Source organism: Streptomyces sp. NPDC005485 (assembly GCF_040606085.1).
Lineage (GTDB): Bacteria > Actinomycetota > Actinomycetes > Streptomycetales > Streptomycetaceae > Streptomyces.
The window spans coordinates 30,446-52,463 of the sequence record NZ_JBEXDZ010000056.1; the positions used below are offsets into that span (position 1 = coordinate 30,446).

A 22,018-nucleotide genomic window follows, 5' to 3' on the forward strand; every position below is an offset into this window, starting at 1 on the left:
GTCAGTCCCCCTGGAGGACGGTTTCGAGGACGGCGGCGATGCGGGCCGCGGGGTCCGGTCGGAGTACGTCGCTGTGCGTGCAGTCCAGTTCGTGCGTGTCGACCCCGGCGGTGCACGACCGCCAGGCCTCGGTCAGCTCCTCGGTGCTGGGCCACGCGTCGCGCGCCGCGGAGAACAGGGTCAGCCGCCCGTCGTACGGCGAAGGGCGCCAGCTGCGCGAGAGATGGATGTGATGGGTACCGGCGTCGGCCATGGCATGGAGCACCCGGTCGCCGAAGACACCCAGCGGGCTCCCGGCCCGCCGCACAAGGGCGAAGGCCTCGGCACGGGTGGGCGGCGGGGCGGACGGCCCAGCCGCCGGCGCCTTCGCCTGGGCGGGCGGCCCGGCAGGCGGCGTGGCAGCCTGCTCAGCAGGCGTGCCGACGGACGGCGCTCCGGACGCCGCGGCGGGGGACCCGGCAGGCAGCCCCGCCGACGACGCCTTCGCGTCGGTGCGCGACCCGGCAGGCGGCGCAGCCGTCGTCGGGGCGTGGCTGTTGAGGAGGATTCGTAGTACCTCTCGCTCGACGACGTCCGCCGGGAGGCGGGGGGTGCCGGGTGGGTGGGGCATGGAGTCCAGGACGGCCAGGAGGCGTACCTCCTGGCCGGCGCGGCGGAGGCGTACGGCGATCTCGTGTGCGATCGGGCCGCCGAAGGACTGTCCGACCAGGACGTACGGGCCGTGCGGCCGTACGGCGCGGATCCGTTCGGCGTATGCCTCGGCCAACTCCCCTACGCTGTCCGGCAGCCCGCTCGCGCCCTCGGTCAGCGCCTGGCTCTGCAGGACGTGCAGCGGCCGGTCGCGGTGGAGGTGCGGCAGCAGTCCGGTGAAGGACCAGCCGAGTCCGAGCCCGGGGTGCACCCCGAAGACGGGGATGCGGTCGCCCTCCGCCCGCAGGGTGAGGAGCGGGGCGAGGTGGTCCGCGGAGGCGGCCTCGGTTCCGCCGGGCCCCGGGCGGGTGACGGTGGCCGTCTCGTCGAGCCGGGCGGCGAGGGCCGCCGGTGTCGGCGCCGCGAACAGCGCGGCAGGCGGTACGGGCACCCCGAACGCGTTCTGCGCCTTCGAGACCAGCCGCAGCGCGGTCAGGGAATGCCCGCCGGCCGCGAAGAAGTCGGTGTCCGGGTCCACCGTAGGCATCCCGAGCACCTCCCCGAACAGGGCACACAGCTCCCCCTCACGGGCGCTGCGCGGCGCCCGGGCAACGGCGGGGCGGGCCATGGCCACCGGCTCGGGCAGCGCGGCCCGGTCGGTCTTGCCGTGCCGGGTGAGCGGTACGTGGTCGATGCGGGCCCAGACGGAGGGGATGAGGTGGGAGGGGAGGTGGTCGGCCGCGAACTCCCGTACGCGGGCGAGGGTTCGGTGCCAGACGTCGTCGGTTGGGCCGGCGGCCTCGTCCGGTACGAGCCACGCCGCGAGGCGCTTGCCGCCGGTGGCGTCCGGGCGGGGGGCCACGACGGCTCGGCGGATGCCGGGGCAGCCGGTGAGAACGGATTCGACCTCGGCGGGTTCGATGCGGAAGCCGCGGACCTTGAACTGATCGTCGGCGCGACCGGCGAAGTCCAGGGTGCCGTCGGGTGTCCAGCGGGCCAGGTCGCCGGTGCGGTACATACGGGTGCCGGGCGGCCCGTACGGGTCGGCGACGAACCGTTCGGCGCTCGCGGCGGGCCGCCCGAGGTAGCCGTGGGCGAGCCCGGTGCCCGCGAGGTACAGCTCCCCCGTGCCGCCGACGGGCACCGGTCGCAGCCGGGCGTCGAGGACGTGCGCGCGGGTGTTGTCCAGCGGGCGCCCGACGGGGACCCTGCCCGGGGCTTCGCCGGCGGTGTGGGCGGTGGCGAACACGGTCGCCTCCGTGGGGCCGTAGCCGTTGACGACGGTGATGCCCGGGCAGTGCTCCCGGATCCGGGCCACGGCCTCGGGGGCGAGGACGTCGCCCCCGGCCCACACCTCGCGCAGCCCGGCCGGTGCGTCGGGCGCGATCTCGGCGACGGTGCGCAGCAGTTCGGGGGTGAGGAGCAGGGCGGTGATCCGCCGCTCGGGGATCACGCGGCGCAGGACGGCGGGGGTGAGGGGCCCGGGCGGGGCGACGACGACCGTGCCGCCGTTCAGCAGCGGTATCCACACCTCGTACGTCGAGGAGTCGAAGGTGTACGGGGCGTGCAGCAGCACCCGCCCGTGCGCACCGCCCCGGAAGCGGGCGTCGGCGGCCAGCTCGACGACGGCCCGCTGCGGGACGACGACGCCCTTGGGTTCGCCGGTCGAGCCGGAGGTGTGGAGGACGCAGGCGGGTGACTCGGGGTGGGAGGGGGGCGGGGTGTGCTCCGCGGGGGCGGGGACGGGGCCGGGGGCCGGGTCCGGCTCGGCGACGTCCAGGAGACGTATGTGCTCCGGGAGTTGCCCCGGCCGGGGCTCGCTCCCCCGCTGTGTGAGCGCCACCCGGATCCCGGACTCCGCCGCCGTACGGGCCGGCCGGGCGGGCGGCTGGGCCGGGTCGAGCGGGAGCCAGCAGGCGCCGGCCTTGAGCACCGCCAGCTGGGCCACGACGACGGACGCGGAGCGCGGCAGGAGCAGGGCCACCGTGTCGCCGGGGGCCACGCCCGCCCGGGTCAGCCGGGCGGCAAGCGCGCCGGACGCCGCGTCCAGGCCGGCGTAGGTCAGGATCCCGCCGTCCCACTCGACAGCGGGGGCGTCCGGGGTCAGCGCGGCCCGGTCGGCGAAACGGCCGGTGACGGTGGCCGGTTCGGCGACGGGTCGAGCCGGTCCGGCGGCGAGGTCGAGCAGCAGTCGGCGCTCGTCGGGCGGCAGTACGTCGATGTCGTCCACCAACCGGCTTGGATCGCCCGCCAGTTGTTCCAGGGCCCGGCTCATGCGGGCGGTGACGGCCGAGGCGGCGGGGCCCCGGCGGCAGCCGACCGAGAGCAGCATCCGCTCACCGGCGACGACGGCGAGGGTGACGGGGTAGTGGGTCGAGTCGGTGACCCGGACCAGGTGCAGCTCGTCGGGGCCGGTGTCGTCCTCGGCGCGCTGCGGGAAGTTCTCGAAGGCGAGGACCGAGTCGAACAGCTCCCCGGCGCCGACCGCGCGCTGCACCGCGGCGAGGCGCGCGTGATGGTGGTCGACCAGGCCGGACTGCTCGCCCTGGAGGCGGACGAGCAGCTCCCCCGCGGTCTCGTCCGGCAGCAGCCGTACGCGCACCGGCAGTGTGTTGACGAACAGCCCGATCATGCTCTCCACGCCGGGCAGGTCGTGCGGGCGGCCGGAGACGACCGCGCCGAAGACCAGGTCACGGGAGCCGGTCATGCGGGCCAGCACCAGTGACCAGGCGGCCTGCACAAGGGTGTTGAGGGTCACGCCCACGTCGGCCGCCCGCCGGGTGAGCGCCGCGGTCAGGTCGGCGGGCAGCCGCACCTGGGCGCGGTCGAAGGAGGTATCCGCCCCCTCGGGGACGTCGTACGACGCGGGCGGGGCGAGCAGCGCGGGCCGCTCCAGGCCCTCCAGCGCCTCGGCCCACGCGGTCTCCGCCTTGTTCTGCCCCTCTTGGCCCTTTCGGCCCAGCCATGCCAGATAGTCGCGGTAGGGCGCGGCGGGCGGCAGCGGGCGGCCCGCGATCAGGGCGGCGAGGTCCTCCTCCAGGACCGGCATCGACCAGCCGTCGAGCAGGATGTGGTGGAAGGACAGCAGGAGTTCGGCGCCCGTGTCGTGGCGGGCGAACACCGCGCGCACCAGCGGCGGCCGGGCCGGGTCGAAGCGCCGGGCCGCGTCCTCGCGCAGCAGTTCCTCGGTCCGTGCGGCCGACTCGGCAGGGGCGAGACCGCTCAGGTCCGTCTCCCGCCACGGCACTTTGACCGCGCGCGGGATGATCTGCACGGGCCGGTCGAGCCGTTCGTGACGGAAGCAGGCGCGCAGGTTGGGGTGGCGCCCGAGGAGCTGGGTCACCGCGGCCCGTACCGCTGCCGGCTCGACGCCGGGGCCGAGCCGGAACCGGGCCTGGACCAGGTAGGGGTCGGGTCCGGCGGTGTCCTTGAGGGTGTGGAACAGCAGTCCTTCCTGCGCCGGGGAGAGGGGCAGGACGTCCACGACGTTTCCGCTCATCGGGCGCTCACCCCGTCCCCGGCGTCGAACTCGAAAGCTTCGTCACCGTCGAACCCGAAGTCGTCCTCCAGGGCCGTGAGTTGGTCCACGGTCAGGTCGACGAGCGGGAAGTCGGAGGGCGTGTGGCCGGAGTCCTCGCCGTCCGCGGAGTCCGCCACCAGGGCGGTGAGCTCCTCGATCCACAGCCGGGCCAGTTCGCCCGCCGCCGCCTCGGTGAACACGCCGTCCGCGTAGGAGAAGGTGGCTTCCAGGCGGAGTTCGCCGTCCGTCTCCCGGGCCAGGGCGTCGATCTCCAGGGCGTGCGCGAGCGGGACCGCGTCGGGGCCGGGGTCGAGCAGCCGGCCGCCCGCGGTGTCCCCGTCGGCGAACCGGCCCAGGTAGTTGAAGCGGACGTCGGGTGCGGTGAGCGCGGCCAGTTCGGGGCCCGCCTCGGGGTGGAGGTAGCGCAGCAGACCCCAGCCGAGGCCGCCGGACGGTACCGCCCGCAGCTGCTCCTTGACCCGCTTGAGCGCGTCGGTCGCCGTGCGCCCGTCCGTCGCGGCACCGGGGTCGAGCCGCACCGGGTACTGCGTGGTGAACCAGCCGACGGTCCCGGAGACGTCAATGGGCGCCGACAGCGCCTCGCGGCCGTGGCCCTCCAGATGCACGAGCAGCGCCGATCCGTTCCCGCGCCGGCGGACGGCCGCCCGCACCAGCGCGGTGAGCAGGACGGCGTCCGGACCGCAGTGGAAGGCTCCGGGAAGGGTGACGAGCGCGTTCCTGGTCAGTTCGGCGTCCAGCTCGACGGTGACGGTCGACCGGTGCGCACCGGCCCCGACCGCCTTGGCGATCCCTGCCCTTGTGTCGGCCAACTGCGCCTTCCACCAGGGCAGTTCATCGACCGCTCGGTGCGCCTCGGCAGGCAGCAGCCGCGCCCACCGGGTGAACGAGGCCGCCGAGGACCCGGCCGAAGCGGCGGACCCCCCGGCCCCGGTCTCCAGCGCCTTGGCCAGTTCCGGCCCCAGCACCCGCCACGACACCCCGTCCACCGCCAGGTGGTGCACGGTGAGCAGCAGCAGCCCGGCACGACGGGGGCCGGCGTCGAGCCAGACCGCCCGCAGCATCTCCCCCTGTTCCGGGTCGAGTACGGCGGTGCGCGCCAGCTCGGCGGCAGTCACGGCCGGTTCCGCGCTTTCGGGGACGGCAAGGCGCGAGGTGCGAGCAGCCGCGCCGCCGTCGCCGGGGCCCACCTCCAGCTCCCAGCCGCCGTGGTCGTGGCGCAGCAGCCGCAGGCGCAGGGCGGCATGCCGTTCGGCGAGGTCGCGCACGGCGGAGCGGATCCGCTCCAGGTCGGTGCCGGCCGGGACCGGAACCGCCATGGACTGGGTGAACGCGCCGAGCGGGCCGCCCTGTTCGCGCCACCAGTGCATGACCGGGGTGAGCGGGAGGCGCCCCTCGGCGATGTCGGGTTCGGCGTGCGGTTCGGGGGCGGACGGGCGGGCCAGGGCGGCCAGCCGGACGGGGGTGCGGGCGGTGAAGACGTCGCGCGGGGCGAGGACAAGACCGGCGGCCACCGCGCGGGCGGCGAGCTGGATGGCCATGATGCTGTCGCCGCCGAGCCGGAAGAAGTCGCCGTCCGCGTCGGTCCGCTCGACGCCGAGGACCTCCGCGAACAGCGCGCACAGCGTCCGCACGGGACCGGCGAGGGCGGCCGCGGAGGCGCTGCGACCGTTCGGCGCGGCGGCCGGGGTCCGGGGTGCGGGTGCGGGCAGGGCGGCCCGGTCGATCTTGCCGCGCGGTGTCAGCGGCAGGGCGCCGAGGACCACCACGTCGGCCGGGACGAACGCGGCGGGCAGCCGTTCGGCGGCGTACCCGAGCAGGGCGTCCGCGTCCAGGACGTGCCCGGCGACCGGGACGACGTACCCGACGAGCCGGCGCCTGCCGCCCGCTCCCTCGCGGACGACGACCACCGCCCGGCTGACGCCGGGGTGTTCGACGAGCGCGGCGGTGATCTCGGCGGGCTCGATGCGCAGGCCGCGCAGTTTCACCTGGTCGTCGGTGCGGCCCAGGTAGTGGGTGGTGCCGTCGTCGTCTCGCCAGGCGAGGTCGCCGGTGCGGTACATGCGGCTGCCGGGCGGCCCGTAGGGGTCGGCGACGAACCGTTCGGCGCTCTGGCCGGGCCGGTGCAGATAGCCGTCGGCGAGCGGCCCCGACAGGTAGAGCTCGCCGCGCACGCCGGGCGGCACCGGGCGCAGCCGCGCGTCGAGCAGGCGTACGTCCGCGCCGGCCACCGGGGTGCCCAGCGGCGGGGGTGTGCCGTCGGCGGCCAGCGGCCCGGAGAGGGTGGCGGCGACGGTGGCCTCGGTGGGCCCGTAGGCGTTGTGGAAGCGGCGTCCGCCGACCGCCCAGCGGGCCACCAGGTCCGCCGGGCAGGCCTCCGCACCGACGGCGAGGACCCGCAGGTCGGGGTAGGGCCCGTCGGGCACGGTCGCCAGCACGGACGGTGTCACCATCGCGCAGGACACGCGCCGCTGGGTGAGCACGCTCCCGAGGTCGGCGCCGACGAGGACCCCGTCGGGCGGCAGGACCAGCGTGCCGCCGGAGCCGAAGGCCATGCACAGGTCGGCGACCGAGATGTCGAAGGTGGGCGGGCCGAGTTGGAGCACCCTGCTGTCGGCCGCCAGGGCGAAGCGGCCGGCGAGGGTCTGCGCGAGCGCGGCGAGCCCGGAGTGCGGGACGACGACGCCCTTGGGTACGCCGGTCGAGCCGGAGGTGTGGATGACGTAGGCGGCGGTGGCCGGGTCCGGGTACGGGCCGTCGTACGGAGCGCCCTCGTCGGCGTCGTCCAGCACCAGCACCGGCACATCCGTCTCAGGAGGCGGGGACCCGGCCTCGGTGATCAGCAGCACGGGCCCGGCGTCGGCCAGGGCGCGGCGCAACCGCTCCGCGGGATGGTCGGGGTCGAGCGGCAGATAGGCGGCGCCGGTGCGCTGGACGGCCAGCGCGGCCACCGGCCAGTCGCTGCCGCGGCGCAGCGCGAGCGCGACGAGGTGCCCGGGTCCCGCGCCGCGCCGGGCGAGCTCGCCTGCCAACCGGTCGACGCGGGCGGCCAGTTGGGCGTACGTGAGGATCTGTGTGCCGGTGTCGAGGGCCGGTGCGTCGGGGGTGCGGGCGGCCTGGCGGGCCACCAGCTCGGGCAGGGAGGCGGGCGCGGGCGCGGCGGGTCCGGCCGAGGCGTCGAGCAGACGGTCACGCAGTGCGGCCGGGACCAGGTCGATGTCCCGTACGCGCAGGGCGGGTTCGGCGGTGATGCGCTGGAGAAGTTCGACGTAGCACTCGGCCCAGCGGGTCACCGCGTCGGGCGAGAAGGTGTCGGTACGGATCTCGAAGCTGCCGATCATGACGTCGCCGTCGTCCTTCACGACGCCGACGAGGTCGTGCTCGCCACCGGTGTGGATGCGCTCCGGCTCGGCGAACTCCCGTACCGCTGACACGCTGGGCTGCTGGTTGAGGTGCATGAACACCCACTGGAACAGTGGGGAGCGGCCGATGCTGCGCTCGGGAGCGGTGGCCGCGACGATCCGGCCGACCGGCAGGTCGGCGTTGGCCACGAGGTCCGGGAAGTCCGCGGCGAACGTCGTGAGCAGATCGGCGAACGCGCTGTCGGGGCGCACCCGCCAACGGGTCGGCACGGCGTTCATGACGTACCCGATGACCCGTTCCAGACCCTTGGCGGAACGGTTGGCGACCGGCGTGCCCAGGACCATGTCCTCGGCGCCGGTCACCCGGTGCGCGAGCACGGCGAACGCGGCCATCAGGACGACGTAGACGGTGGTGCCCGAGTTTCGGGCGAGGGCGCGGATCGCGGCCGCGGTGGGCGCGTCGAGACCGAACTCGACGTGCACGATGCCGTCGAGGTCCCGCTCGGGGTCGTCCGCGGCGGCGCCGTAGCCGGGGGCGGTGAGCGGTGCGGGCAGGTCGGCCAGGTAGCGGCGCCAGAAGTCCAGCCGCTCGCGGAAGACCCCGGCCTCCTCCAGCTCGCCCTGCCAGGAGGAGAAGTCGGCGTACTGCACGGCCGGCCGGGTCAGTCGCGGCGCGGTGCCCTCGCGCACGGCCCGGTAGGCCTCGGCGAACTCCGTCTGGAGCACGTCGAAGGACCACCAGTCGGCGATGACGTGGTGCACGCTCAGCATCAGCGTCGTACGGCGTTCGTCGACGCGCACGAAGCGGCCGCGCATCAGCCGGTCCTGCCCCAGGTCGAAGGGACGGCGCCGGAAGGTGTCGAAGGCCTGGCCGACCGTGGTGCCGGTGCCGCGCAGGTCCTCGCGTTCCAGGACGAACGCGCCGGTGTCGGGGAAGTCGACGTGCAGTTCGCCGTCCGGGCCTTCGGTGACGCGGGTGCGCAGGATGTCGTGGTGGCGTTGGATGAGGGAGAGCGCGGACTCCAGGTGGGCCGGATCGACGGGTTCGTCGAAGTGGTAGGCGCAGCACAGGTTGAGCGCCGGGGTGCCGGGATACAGCGACTCGTACACCCACAGGTCCTGCTGCGCGGGGCTGAGCCGCACGGGCCGGGCGGGGTCGCGCGGCGGGACGACTGCGGGTATCTCGCGGACGCGGCCGGTCTCCACCATGCGGCGCAGCAGCCGGACGCGCTGCTCGCCGCCCAGCGCGCTGAAGCGGTCGGCGAGGGAAGGGGCGGCGGACGGGCGGGCCTGGGGGCGCACGGACGCGGGCGGGCCGGTGGAAACGGGGGCGGTCATCGCAGGGCCTCTTTCAGCTCGGCCAGCTCGGCGAGCCGCCGCAGGCCGGTGAGTACGTCGTCGCGGCCGAGGCCGAAGTCGATGAAGCAGGCGATCTCGTCGACGCCCAGTTCCGCGAGGTCGGCGAGCATCTTGGCGCAGTGGCCGGGCGAGCCCAGCAGGCTGCCCCAGCTCAGATAGCGCTCGAACGCGAACTCGGCGAGCATCGCGGTCTTCTCCTCGGTGAGCGCGGCGGTGCCGGCATCCGCGGTGCGGTTGGCGGCGGTCTGGCGCAGGTAGGACGCGAGGTAGCTCTTGAGGGGGGCGGCGGCCAGGCGGCGTACCTCCGCGTCGTCGGCGCCGACGTAGGTGTGCGCCATGAGCGTCACGCGGCCGTGCGCGTCGGTGCCCCGCTGGTCGGGGGCGGCGGAGCAGGCGGCGCGGTAGCGGTCGATCTTGTCGGCGAGTTCGTCGCGGCTCTGTCCGACGGTCGCGCCGAGCACCCCGCAGCGCAGCCGGCCGGCCGCCTCCCAGGTCTCCGGGTTGCCGGAGGTGGTGATCCACAGCGGCAGGGTGTCCTGGACGGGGCGCGGCTGCGTCACGACGCTCACGGGCCGCCCGGTGCCGTCCGGGTACTCGGCGCTCTCGCCCGCCCACAGCGACCGCAGTGCGGGGACGGTGTCCATGGTGCGGGCGCGGCGGTCGGCGTAGATGCCGGGGGCGAGGGTGAAGTCGGTGGAGTGCCAGCCCGTCGCGACGGACAGGCCGACCCGGCCGTGCGAGAGGTTGTCGACGACCGCCCAGTCCTCGGCGACCTTCAGCGGATGGTGCAGCGGCAGGACGACGCTGCCCGCGCGGATACCGATCCGCTCGGTGGCGACGGCGAGGGCCGCGCCGAGCACCGGCGGGCTCGGGAAGACCTGCCCGACCTGCTGGAAGTGCCGTTCGGGCGTCCACAGGGCGTGGAAACCGAGCCGGTCGGCCTCGCGGGCCACGGTGAGGATGTCCTCGTAGGTCTGCTCGTGGCGGGTCTGGCCGGCGGTGGTGCTGTCCGCACCGAAGAACATCACGCTGAGGTCCACTGCCTGTCCTCCTGCTTCCTGTTGCCGCGGTGGGGTGTCGTGTGGGGTGTCTGCTGCTCGGGCCTGCGCGGGACGCGCGCCCGGCGGGGGATGGGGGCCGCGGTGGGTGCCGGGCCGGCGGCGGCCCGCTCCAGTTCGGCGGCGAGGGCGGCGACGGTGGGCGCGGCGAAGATCTGCGCCGCGGTCACCGGCCGGCCGTCGGTGCTCAGCCGGGCCGCGACCCGGACCGCGCGCAGCGAGTTGCCGCCGAGCGCGAAGAAGTCGTCGTGCCGGCCGACCTCGGGCAGGCCCAGTACGTCGCACCACACGGCGGCGGTGCGCTTCTCCTGGGCGGTGAGCGGCTCGCCGGGGGCGGCGGGCCGCGCGGGCCGCTCCCGGGCCGCGATCCGGTCGCCCGGGCCCGCCCGGCGGGGCGGCTCGGGCAGGGCCAGCCCGGAGACACGGGCGTCAGGGTCGGCGACGGCGGCTTCCAGGGCCTGGGGAAGCGCCTCGGCCAGCCAGTCGACGAAGGACTCCTCCAGGGTGTCGGCCCGGTACTCGAAGGTGAGGGTGAGACCGCCGGGCGCACCGTCCGGTCCTGTCGACTCCGAGACGTCCACGAGAAGTTCGAAGCGTGCGGCGCCGGTGCGCACCAGCTCGACGCCGCCCTCGGCGCCGGGCAGCGCGACCTCGGCGCGGGCGTTGTTCTGCAGCGCGAGCACCACGTCGGTGAACGGCTGCCGTCCGGGCAGCCGGACCGGGTTGAGCGCACCGACGACATGCTCGAACGGCACGTCCTGGTGGGCGAAGGCGCCGAGGTCGGCGTCCCGGACCCGGCGCAGCAGCTCGGCCGCGGTGGGGTCGCCGGACGCGTCGGTGCGCAGTGTCAGCAGGTTGACGAAGAACCCGACCACTTCCTCCACGCCGCTCTCCGCGGCGGCCCGGGCGGCGACGGGTGCGCCGATGGCCGTGTCCGGATCGGCCCCGGCCCGCACCAGCGCGGTGACCAGGGCGGCGTGCAGGGCCATGAAGAGCGTGGCGCCGCGGGTCCGCGCGAAGTCCACGAGCCGGGCGTGGGCCGCCGCGTCCAGCCGCCGTACGACGACGCCGGCGTCCGGGCCGGGTACGGCGGGCCGCTCCGGGCGGCGCGGCAGCAGCGGTCCGTCGACGGGCAGATTGGCCAACTGGTCTTTCCAGTAGGTGAGTTGCCTGGTGATCAGGGAGTAGGGGTCGGCCGGTGAGCCGAGCCGGTCGAGACGGCGGCGGGCGTGCTCCGCGTACGGGACGGGGAGCGGCGCGAGAGTGGTGCCGCCGAGGTCGGTGCCGCTGAGGCCGCTGCTCCGCGCCCGGGCCTCGTAGGCGCGTGACAGGTCGCCGAACAGCGGGCGCAGTGACCAGCCGTCGCCCGCGATGTGGTGCACCAGCACCAGCAGCGCGTGCTCGTCCGGGCGTTCCCGGACGGTGAAGAGGACGGCCCGCAGGGGGAGTTCGGTGCGCAGGTCGAAGCGACGGCGTGCCGCCTGCTCGACGCGGTCGTCCAACTCGGCCGCCCCGACGTGCAGATGGGCGAACGGCGGCCGGGCGTCCGGCCCGGTCAGCACCCGCCGTACGGGCACGCCGTCGGCCTCGTCGAAGAGGGTGCGCAGGACCTCGTGGCGGTCGGCGACATCGGCCAGCGCGTCGCTCAGGGCGACCGGGTCGAGGGCGCCGCGCAGCCGGACCAGCATCGGCAGGTTGTAGGCGGCGCCCGCACCGATCCGGTCCAGGAACCACAGGCGCTGCTCGGCATCGGAGACCGGCAGGGGGCCCGACGCCGACTCGGGTGCCCGCGGGGGCAGGGCGGCGGGTGCGCGGTCGACGTGCGGGGCGAGCCGGGCGGGGGTGCGCGCCTCGAAGAGCGTACGGATGTCGATCTCGACGCCGAACACCGAGCGGACCCGGCCCAGCAGACGGGCCGCCAGCAGGGAGTGGCCGCCGAGTTCGAAGAAGTCCTCGTCCGGGTCTGTCTCCCGGCCGGAGTCCAGGAGCTGGGAGAAGAGGGCGCACAGGGCGCGTACGGTGTCGCTCTCCACGGCAGGGGCGGAGGCTTTCTCCCCAGGCCCGCGTGCCGTGTCGACGGGCACGGGGAGGGCCGCGCGGTCGAGTTTGCCGCTCGGGGTGAGCGGGAGCGCGTCGAGGGCGACGAAGGCGGCGGGGACCAGGTAGTCGGCGAGGACCGTCTGCGCGTAGGTGCGCAACTCCTCGGCCGTGGGCGGCTGTTGGGTGTCGGCGCGCGGGACGACGTAGGCCGTGAGCCGGCGGTCCCCGGCCGGGTGGTCGTGCGCGACGACCGCGGCCCGGTCGATGCCGGGGTGCCGGGCGAGCACACTCTCCACCTCACCGGGCTCCACCCGGAAGCCCCGGATCTTGACCTGGCTGTCGGCCCGGCCGAGATACTCCAGCACACCGTCGGGGCGTCGGCGTACGAGGTCGCCGGTGCGGTAGAGGCGCTCGCCCGGGACAGGGGCCGCGGCGGGGGCCGGACCGGTGCCGGAGCCCGAGCGGGAGGCCGAGCCCCGACCTGAGCCGGCAGCCGACCCCGAACCCGAGCCGGGTCCGGAATCCGCAACGGAGGCCGAACGGGAGTCCGTGGCCGCGCCACGACCCTCGGCCGAGGCGGAGGCCGCAGGCGAGGCGGAGGCCGGGGGCGAGCTCGGATGCGTCTCACCGCCTCCCGCGACGAAGCGTTCCGCCGTCAGGCCGGGGCGGCCGCAGTACTCGCGGGCCAGGCCCGCGCCGGCCGCGTACAGCTCGCCCGGCTCGCCGTCCGGGACGGGGCGCAGGCCCTCGTCGAGGACGTACAGGCGCTTGCCGGCCAGCGGGCGGCCGATCGGCAGGGGTCCGCCGGTGTGCAGGTCCTCGGGGGTGATCGGGTGGACGGTGAGGAAGACCATGCACTCGACGGGACCGTAGCCGTTGCCGAGGCGCAGGTCCGGGCGGCGTTCGAGAGCGCGGGCCACGTGCGGGGGCGACAAGGCCTCGCCGCCGACGAGGAGTTCGCGCAGACCGGCGAGGGCGGTCGGGTACTCGTCGACGATCACGTTGAACAGCGACGAGGACAGGTACATGGACGTGACGCCGTGCTCGGCGACGAGCCGCGCCATCACGAACGGCTCGGGCCGGCGTCCGGGATGCAGGACGCAGGTGCCGCCGCTCATCAACGGACCCCACAGCTCCAGGGCGAACGCGTCCCAGGACAGCGGCGCGCACTGCAGCCATACGGCGCCGGGGCCGAAGGAGGCGAAGTCCTGGCCGGTGAGGGTGGCGACGACCGCCCGGTGCGGGGCGGCGATGCCCTTGGGGCGCCCGGTCGAGCCGGAGGTGAACATCACGCAGGCGAGGTCGTCGGGGTGGACCCGTACCGCGCCGGGCGGGAGCGGGGCCGCCGCCGGGGCGTCCTCGGGGTGCACCGGGCGGCCCTCGACCCCGTCGAGGGGGGTGTCGCGGCGGGCCACCACCGCGCCGACAGCCGCGTCGGCCGCCATGGCGCGCAGCCGCGCCGCCGGGAAGCCGGGGTCGAGGATCACATAGGCGGCGCCCGCCTTGAGGATGCCGAGGACGGTCACGACCAGCTCGGCGGAGCGCTCCAGGTACACGCCGACGGTGTCGCCGTGCCGTACGCCGTGCCCGGCGAGCAGACCGGCGAACCGGGCGGCCCGCGCATCGAGTTCGGCGTAGCTCAGGTGGTCGTCGCCGTCGATCAGGGCGGTGGCGTCCGGAAAGGCCCGCACCCGCTCCTCGACGAGCTCATGCACGCACTTCATGCCGGTCTCCTTCCTGAGTCGCTTCGGCCGCGGCTGCGGTTTCGGCTTCGGTTTCGGCTTCGTCATCCGTGGGGGTGTCCGCGTCCGCCAGCAGCACGTCGATGTCCCTGATCGATCGGCTGGCCAGCCCCCACACGGCGACCGCGATACCGGCGACGCCCGCGAGGAGGAACATCCCCGCCATGCCGCTGCCGGGCCCGTCGCCGAGGAGCGGGCCGAGGACGGTGAACAGTCCGCCGCCGTGCGCTGCGGCCGGCTCGAAGACGTGGTCGGCGAGCGGACCCGCGAGGCCGGTGGCGAGCGGGACGGAGATGTACCCGAGGAACATCACCGCGCCGAAGACCCGGCCCTGCCACTCCTGGGGGACCTTGGTCTGCACGATGGCGTGCATCTGGGAGTTGACGACGGTCGTCAGCAGCGCGCCGATCAGCACCGCGATCGACCAGGCGACGACACCGTCCGCGAACGCCATGCCCACCAGCGCGGACAGGCACATCCCGACGATGCCGAGCATCATGCCGCGGCCCCGGTTGCGCGGCCCTCCCCAGGCTGCCATCAGCACACCGCCCGCGACCCCGCCGACGCCGATCGCGGTGTTGACCGCGGCGAGCGCCGTGCTGTCCGCGCGCAGCAGCACCATGGGCTGGATGAGGGCGAAGCCGAAGACCATGACCAGGTTGACGACGCAGAAGTTGACGATCAGGTCGCGCAGGCTGGGCATCCGGAAGAGGTAACGCAGGCCTTCCCCGGCCTCGGCGGTGATCCGGCGGCGCGGCGCGCCCGGTTCCGGCTTCGGCGCGGGCCGGTCCCCGGTCAGCCGCACCAGCCGTACGCCGACCAGGGCGAAGGCGTAACTCACCAGGTCGATCAGGAGAGTCGGGCCGATTCCGCAGAAGGCGAGCAGGACCCCGCCGAGCGCGGGACCGCAGATGCCCGCGGCGCTCTTGGCGCCGGCCAGCAGGCCGTTGGCCCGGCCGAGTTGGTCCTTGCGAACGAGCAGCGGCACCGCCGAGGCGAGCGCCGGGAGCTGGAAGGCCGCGCAGGCGCCGAGCAGCACGGTGGCCGGGTAGATCTGCCACGACTGCAGCTGACCGAGGTAGTGGAGCAGCGCCAGCAGGCCCACCACGAGGAAGCCCCCGGCGTCCGCCAGCTGCATCGCCGACCGCTTGCGCATGCGATCGACGATTGCACCCGCAATGGGACTGAGGACGGCCTGCGGCAGTACGGCGCACAGGGACAGGACGGTGACGGCGCTCGCCCGCTCACCGGCGGACCAGACGTCGACGACGAAGGCGAACCGGACCGCGGCGCTGCCCACGAGCGAGACCGCCTGCCCCGACCAGACCAGCATGAGCGGCCCCATGCCGGCGAAGCGGCCGGGAGGTTCGACGGGTGGAGTTGCTGTCACTGCGCTGCCCCCAGGACGGTCGCATGCCAGTCGGATACGGGCCGTCGTGGTCCGTTTCCGAGTTCGATTGGGCGCCATGATGGGGCGGTCGATTCCCGACGCGTTCCCATCGCGAACGGCGGAACGGGAATTCGGCGGGAACGGAACGGGACGGGATCGGGACGCTCGCGCGCCACGGTCGCGAGGTCGTTGTCTGCAGAAGGAGTACTTCCGTGAAGCACACACGGGACCGTTCGCCGGATCGGGCGGAAGACCGGGCGGAGCTGTCGCACGCGCTCCATGACCTGTCCACCGTGGAGCGGTGGGCCGAGCGTGCGAACGGTGACGTCCCGGCCCCGCCGGACGTCGCCCAGGATCAGGAGGCCCCGCAGGGGCCCGAGTTCAGCGTCGAGACGGAGACGGTGAACGGCATGCACAGCGTGGCCCGTATCGCCGCGCATCCGGCGGATAGGGACGCCGTCGCGGGGGGCGGGGAGGCCGCTGCGGCGGGCGAGGAGGGCGCCGCGGTGGCGCTGGACGAGTCCGCGCGGGCCGCAGTGCGTTCCCTCGTCAGATCCCTGCTCGATCTGGCGGGCCATGAGTCGGGACCGGCCCGTACCCGGGTGGTCATGACCGCGGCGGGGCCGCGCGTGGTGGGCTGCAGCCTGGGCGAGTAACCACAGGTCAAAGGCGTTCCTGGGGCGATCCCGTGGGGGTTCCCGGGCCGTTCCCGCATGCGTTCCCGCGGGGCGGTAACGCACGGGGAACGGCCCGGGAACGGCCGCCAGCAACATCAGTGGTGTCGGGAAGCGGAAAACACCGCAAACTCCACAAACACCACTTAGGGGCGGACATCATGGGACGCAAGCTTGCTGGGTTCATCGGTCTCGTCGCGGCGACGCTGGTCCTCGGTCTCGGCGGTTCGGTCGAGGCGGGCGTCACCCAGATCCAGCAGGGCATGCAGCACCAGCTCGCCGACAGCCAGGGCCCCACGAGCGTCCTCGCCGACAGCCAGGGTCCGACCGTCGTCCTCGCCGACAGCCAGGGCCCCACGGTCATCGTCGCCGGCTGATCCCACCGCCTCGGCACACCGCCTCCGGCGCTCCGCTTCCCGACACACAGCACAGTGCCCCCGCCCGAACTCCCGGGCGGGGGCACTGTGCTGTGCGGTGCGATGTCCGTACCGTGCCGGTGCAGAATCGTTCCGGCATATGCGGCGAGCGATGTCAGCGCCGACGGCGGTCCACCGCGACCCCCAGCTTGGCGAAGAGCTCCTCGGCCTCGGCACGATGACGAGCGGCGGCGTCGGCATCCTCGGTACCGTCGGCGAGACCGGCCAGGGCGTAGGCCTCCTCGATGCGGTAGCTCATCCCGAAGGCGAGCTCGTGGGCGTGGGCGTGCAGGGCGAGCGCGGCCTGCCGGTCGCCCTGTCTGCGGCGCAGCCGGCCCACGATGTTCTCCACCTTGGCCCGGCGCAGCGGTGAGGCGTTGGCCGCGACCAGGCCGAGGGCCCGCTCGGCGAGATCGGGAACGCGGATCGGCCGGCCCAGATGCTCGTCCACGTCGGCCAGCAGAGCCAGCATCAGCGCCACGTCGCCCGGATCGCCCTCGTCCGCGGACAACTCCCGGGCCTTTTCCAGGCTGCGGGCGGCCTCCTCGTACTCACCAAGGCCGATCTGCGCGAAGGCGACGTCGGTGAGTGCGCTGAACACGCTCTCGAACTGGCCGAGTCCGCTGCGCAGCTCCACCGCGCGCAGGGCCGCCGCCTTGGCCTCCTCGTAGCGCCCCCACTGTTCGTAGAGCGTGCTGAGGAGGGTCAGACTGTCGGCCTCCGCGCGCGGAATGGCCAGCTCCCGTTCGTAGGCCGTGGCCCGTTCCAGGTGGACGAGGGCTTCGGGGAAGTTGCCGAGCAGGCTGTTGAACTGGCCGAGCGTGCTCTCGCTGTGCGCCTCGGTGTGCCGGTCGCCGAGCCGGGCGGCGACGTCGCGGCCGGCCCGGGCCGCCTCGAGTCCCTCGGTGAACCGGCCCAGCCGCCAGCAGGCGACCCCCAGGTTGGACAGGCTCATGCCAAGCAACGCGAGGTCACCGAGTCGTTGCGCCGCGGCCACCGAGACCCGGCCGAGCGCGCCGAACTCCTCCAGCTGTCCACGCGCGTTGAGCTGGAAGACGAGGTTGCGGGCGAGGCAGACCACGTACCGGTCCTGACCTCGCCGTTCCGCCAGGGTGACCGCCGCCAGCAACGCCGTCTGCTCCCGCGTGAACCAGTCCTGAGCACGTTCGGCGTCGCGCAGGTCCGGTAGTTCGGCGGTGGAGTGGTCGATGCCGGTGGGGCGGTGGCGGCGGCCGGGGTAGAGGACGTCGCAGGCCGTCTCGGTCGCCGTCAGGTAGTAGCCGAGCAGCCGCTCGACCGCGCTGCCGTCCTCGCCGGCGGTGTCGCCCGCCGGGTCGAAGAGGCTCTGCGCGAAGCTGCGGACCAGATCGTGGAAGGTGTAGAGGCCGATCTCCGGCTGCTGGACAAGATGGACGTCGAGGAGCCGTTCGAGAAGGTCCTCGGCGTCCCAGATGCCGGAGCCGAGCAGGGCGCCCGCCGCGTGGACGTTGATGTCGCCGCCCGGATGCAGGGCGAGGGTCCGGAACGCCGTACGGCACTCCTCGTCCAGGGCCTGGTACGACAGACGGAGGGTGGCGGAGACGCTGCGGGCGCCGGAGCTGAGCTCGTCGAGCCTGCGGGTCTCGTCGCGCAGACGTTCCGCCAAATACTGCAGGGTCCAGCGGGGCCGGTTGCGCAGCCGGGCGGTGGCGATCCGCAGGGCGAGCGGGAGGTGGTCGCAGAGCCGGGCGAGTTCGGCGGCGGCCTCGGGTTCGGCGGCGACGCGGGCGGCGCCGAGCGTCTCGGCGACCAGCGCGGCGCTCTCCCCGGGGGGCATCACGCCGATGGAGATCCACTGCGCGCCGTCGAGGTCCACCAGCCGGGCGCGGCTGGTGAGCAGGACCAGGCAGCCGGGGGAGACGGGCAGCAGGGGCTGGATCCCGTCCGCGTCGGCCGCGTTGTCGAGGAGGATCAGGAGCCGCTTCCCGGTCAAGGTCGCGCGCCACAGGGCGGTGCGCCCGGCCACCTCGTCGGGTATTCGGTCCCCGGGGATACCGAGCGCGCGCAGCAGGCTGTCGAGCGCGGTACCGGCGGAGACGGGCTGGTCGCCCGGGGTGTAGCCGCGCAGGTCGATGTGGAGCTGACCGTCCGGGTACTCGTCGGCGAGCCGGTGCGCGGCCCGTACGGCGAGGGAGGTCTTGCCGCTGCCGCCCATGCCGTCGATGGCCACGATCCGCGGCCCCTGCTCACTTCTCTCCGTGGCGCAGCGCAGCAGTTCGCCCAGCTCGCGGTCGCGTCCGGTGAAGTCCGCGAGGTCGTAGGGCAGGGTGCAGGGCGGCTCGGCCGGGAGCGGGGCCGGTGGCGGGGCGGGCGCGGCCACGGGGGGTCCGGCCAGCTCGGGGCTCTCGCGCAGGATCCCCTCGTACAGCCTGGTGAGCTGCGGGCCGGGGTCGACGCCCAGTTCCTCGACGAGGAGTTCACGGACCTTGCCGTACTCCTCCAGCGCCTCGGCCTGCCGCCCGGCGCGGTACAGGGCGATCATCAGCTGGCCGCGCAGGGTCTCGCGCAGCGGGTGCCGGCCGACCAGCTCCCGGAGATCCGGAATGACCTCGACGGCCTCACCGAGTGCGAGGCGCAGCTCCAGCATCTGTTCGGAGGCGGTCAGCCGCCGTTCCTCGATGCTGGTGGCGGCGGCGTCGATCACCGGGCCGCCCACGCCGGAAAGCACCGGGCCGCGCCACAACGCGAGGGCACCGCGCAGCGATTCAACGGCTTCGGTGAAACGGTTTTCGGCCACGGCCGCCTTGGCCGCCCGCACGAGAAGACCGAATTCGGACAGGTCGTTCTGGGATTCCTCGATCACTACGCGATAGCCGGGGCCCTCGGTCTGCAGGACTTCGGAACCGTCCGGGATACGTCTTCGCAGGTCCGCAACTGCCTTGCGGACCTGATGCGATGCGGTCGCCGGGGGGTCGTCGTCCCAAGCGGCCTCGACAAGCCGGGAAACCGGAAGAACCTTTCCCGGCTCCAGTAGCAAAGTGGCCAGAACCCGTTCCTGGATGACTCCGCCGAGTCTCAGCCTCGCCCCATTCGACCACCCCTCGATCGGACCGAGGATATTGAACCGAAGTTGTTCCCCTGCCGCCGTCGTCACCGACCGCTCCCCCTTCGACGCCGCGTCCCCACACAGCTCTGGCCTGGTCGGAGCTGATGGTAGCCGGATGCGTAACGGTGCGGTACTGCACCGGGAATCGTTCGGGAACCCCTTACCGGAAGCTCAACTCCGTCAGCGGGCCACCAGCCTCGCCGACAGGCTCGAAAGGGTGCGCACGCCGGGAAAATTCCGGCCGGACACGATCCGTTCCGGATGTCCCGGCAGCTCGGTCGCCTGCCCATACATTTCCACGACATTTGGGGACCAAGGAGACAACAATGAATTCCGAGTCTGCGCCCGGTCTCAGTCTCGCTCTTGATGGACTGCTGCAGAATGCACGGCGGCGGGCGGGCCTCACTCAGGAACAGCTCGCCGGGCTTTCCACGGTCAGCGTGCGCGCCATACGCGACCTGGAACAGGGCCGGGTGCGGAACCCTCGTAAAGAGACTCTCAAATTGCTGGCAAATGCCATGCGCATGAGCGATGCCCGCCGTGTCGAACTCGAACTCGCCGCCGACGCCCACTCGGCGGGGCGCGTATTCCAGTCCCTCTACAGCGCGGAGCTGGCCGCGCCGCCCACCCCACTGCGCCCGCTGGTCGGCCGGCGGGCCGAACTGGAGGCGCTCACCGGCCGGTTGGACGGACAGCACGACCGGCTGCTGACCCTGGTCGGCCTGCCCGGCGTGGGCAAGTCCCGGCTCGCGCAGGAGGCGGCTCTGCTGCTGCACACCCGCGACCGGATCCCCGTGCTGTGGGTCGCCCTGGACGAGGCACCCGGCACCGGCATCGAGCGCGGCCCGCAGTCCACGATGACCGACTGGGTCCGCTCGCTGATCCGCGACGGCGAGCGGTACGAGGAGCTGACCTCCGTCATCGGCTCCAAGCCCACCCTGATCGTGCTGGACGGCCACGACGCGTCACCGGCCGCCGGACCGGCGCTGCTGAACCTGCTGCGCGCCTGCGAGCGGCTGAAGATCATCATCACCACCCGGCAGGTCGGCCGGCCGCTGGGCGGACGCCTGCTGCCGCTGGCCCCGCTGCCCGCGCCCCTGCTCCCCGACACCGCGTCCGCCCGGCCGGGCGACACTCTCCTGCCGGGCCGCCCCGCCACCGAGCTGATGCTGTCCTACGTCAGCCACATGCGCCCCGACGTCCTGCCCACCGACGCCGTCACCGCCACCCTCGCCCACATCTGCCACTGCCTGGACGGCATTCCGCAGGCACTGGAGGCGGCCGCCTCCTGGCTGCTCCTCTACTCCCCCGAGCAGCTCCTCGACATCGCCCTGACCACCCCGCTCCTCCTGGTCGACGGGGTCACCCCGGAGACCGCGGAGAGCGGCGCGGCGCTCAGCGAACTGCTCGGCGCCGCCCTTGCCGGCCTGGACCCCCGCGCGGCCGACCTGCTGACCCGGCTCGCCGCGCTCCCCGACCCGTGGACGGTGGACGCCGCCACCCGCGCGAGCGCCGCGACGCTCGCCGAGACCGCCCGCGACGTGCACTGCCTGCTGCTGCGCGGTCTGATCCGCCAACTGCCCACCGAGCCGGGCGGACCCGTCGGGTTCGCCGTCCTCAACCTGGTCCGTGAACTGCTCCAGGACCACCGTCCCGCCACGGCGGACCTGGTCGGCGCCGCCGACTGAAAGACCGCACCAGCTCTTCAACCCCTCCTCCATGAAAGGCACTTCACCCATGCGCAACCTGATCTCCCTGGCCGACCTCACGCCCGCCGAGCTGGACCGGATCGTGCGGCGGGCCGCCTCCTTCGGCAAGGACGGCGTCGACCGCAGGTCCCTCGACGGCAAGCAGGTCGGCATCTACTTCGCCAAGTCCTCGACGCGCACGCGCAGTTCCTTCTGGAGCGGCGCCACCCGGCTGGGCGCCGACACCATCACGTACGGGCCGAACGAGCTCCAGCTCAGCACCGGCGAGACGGTGGAGGACACCTCGCGGGTGCTCGGGCAGTACCTGGACGCGCTCGTGGTGCGCACCAACGGCGACGTCGAGGAGATACGCCGGCTGGGCAGCAGCCCGGACCTCGCGGTCGTCAACGCGCTGAGCCTGGACGAGCACCCCACCCAGGCGATCGCCGACCTCGCCACGCTCACCGAGCGGTTCGGCTCGCTGGACGGGCTGCATCTGCTCGCCGTCGGCGAGGGCAACAGCTCCGGCGCCGCCCTCGCGCTGGCCACCGCCCTCACCCCCGGCCTGCGCCTGACCCTGCTGTGCCCGAGCGGCTACGAGGTGCCCAAGGACAAGCTGGACCTCGCCGACGAACTCGCGGGCGGCAAGGCGCAGGTGACCCAGGTCGCGAGTCTCGACGAGGTCGAGGGAGCGGCCGACGCGGTGTACACCAGCCGCTGGCAGACCATGGGTGTCCCCAAGGCGAACCCGAACTGGCTCGACGACTTCGCCGGGTTCCGGATCGACGACGCGTTCCTCGACCGCTTCGGCGGCCCCGACACCGTGTTTCTGCACGACCTTCCCGCGGTGCGCGGCCAGGAGGTCACCGACGCGGTGCTGGACGGCCCGCGCAGCATCGCCTGGCGGCAGGCGTACCACAAGATGACGGCCGCGATGGCTGTGCTGGAGTGGTGCGTGGTCGGTTCCGAGGGCTGACGGAAAACGCAGCAAGCAAAAGCACGCACAAACGCCTGACGGGCTGGATTCCTCCAGCCC

General features: G+C 74.0%; 10 protein-coding genes. 4 read left to right on the forward strand and 6 right to left on the reverse strand.

Annotated elements, in window-relative coordinates:
- Position 1: 1 nt before the first annotated feature.
- Genes ABZS97_RS20350 through ABZS97_RS20370 form a run of 5 tightly spaced genes read right to left on the reverse strand, consistent with a single transcriptional unit; the run spans position 2 to position 15,119 of the window.
- Positions 2-4,129, reverse strand: a complete 4,128-nt coding sequence (locus tag ABZS97_RS20350) for an amino acid adenylation domain-containing protein (protein WP_356139670.1) — start codon at positions 4,127-4,129, stop codon at positions 2-4.
- Positions 4,126-8,868 (reverse strand): amino acid adenylation domain-containing protein, encoded by a 4,743-nt coding sequence (locus tag ABZS97_RS20355; protein WP_356139671.1) that lies wholly within the window; start codon positions 8,866-8,868, stop codon positions 4,126-4,128. Before ABZS97_RS20355 ends, ABZS97_RS20350 begins: the two co-directional genes overlap by 4 nt.
- A complete protein-coding gene (locus tag ABZS97_RS20360) occupies positions 8,865-9,929 on the reverse strand; it encodes a MupA/Atu3671 family FMN-dependent luciferase-like monooxygenase (RefSeq protein WP_356139672.1) in 1,065 nt (354 codons plus the stop codon). Before ABZS97_RS20360 ends, ABZS97_RS20355 begins: the two co-directional genes overlap by 4 nt.
- Positions 9,914-13,711 carry an amino acid adenylation domain-containing protein gene (locus tag ABZS97_RS20365; RefSeq protein WP_356139673.1) on the reverse strand — a complete coding sequence of 1,266 codons (3,798 nt, stop codon included), beginning with the start codon at positions 13,709-13,711 and terminating at the stop codon, positions 9,914-9,916. The genes ABZS97_RS20360 and ABZS97_RS20365 overlap by 16 nt, the downstream gene beginning before the upstream one ends.
- A complete protein-coding gene (locus tag ABZS97_RS20370; RefSeq protein WP_356139674.1) occupies positions 13,695-15,119 on the reverse strand; it encodes an MFS transporter in 1,425 nt (474 codons plus the stop codon). Before ABZS97_RS20370 ends, ABZS97_RS20365 begins: the two co-directional genes overlap by 17 nt.
- Positions 15,120-15,331: 212 nt before the next feature.
- Here ABZS97_RS20370 and ABZS97_RS20375 point away from each other — a divergent pair, with 212 nt between their 5' ends.
- Both ABZS97_RS20375 and ABZS97_RS20380 read left to right on the forward strand, forming a co-directional pair.
- The gene (locus tag ABZS97_RS20375) at positions 15,332-15,775 is read left to right on the forward strand and encodes a hypothetical protein (protein ID WP_356139675.1); all 444 of its coding nucleotides are present in this window, start codon (positions 15,332-15,334) and stop codon (positions 15,773-15,775) included.
- Positions 15,776-15,954: 179 nt separating this feature from the next.
- Positions 15,955-16,170: a hypothetical protein gene (locus ABZS97_RS20380; RefSeq protein WP_356139676.1), complete on the forward strand. Its 216-nt coding sequence runs from the start codon at positions 15,955-15,957 to the stop codon at positions 16,168-16,170.
- 154 nt (positions 16,171-16,324) lie between these two features.
- Here ABZS97_RS20380 and ABZS97_RS20385 read toward each other — a convergent pair whose 3' ends face one another.
- Positions 16,325-19,342: a BTAD domain-containing putative transcriptional regulator gene (locus ABZS97_RS20385; RefSeq protein WP_356139677.1), complete on the reverse strand. Its 3,018-nt coding sequence runs from the start codon at positions 19,340-19,342 to the stop codon at positions 16,325-16,327.
- A gap of 278 nt (positions 19,343-19,620) precedes the next feature.
- Between ABZS97_RS20385 and ABZS97_RS20390 the strand changes: the two genes are divergently transcribed.
- Positions 19,621-20,982: a helix-turn-helix domain-containing protein gene (locus tag ABZS97_RS20390; protein ID WP_356139678.1), complete on the forward strand. Its 1,362-nt coding sequence runs from the start codon at positions 19,621-19,623 to the stop codon at positions 20,980-20,982.
- Positions 20,983-21,031: 49 nt separating this feature from the next.
- Positions 21,032-21,958: an ornithine carbamoyltransferase gene (locus ABZS97_RS20395; RefSeq protein ID WP_356139679.1), complete on the forward strand. Its 927-nt coding sequence runs from the start codon at positions 21,032-21,034 to the stop codon at positions 21,956-21,958.
- The last annotated feature ends 60 nt before the right edge of the window (positions 21,959-22,018 follow it).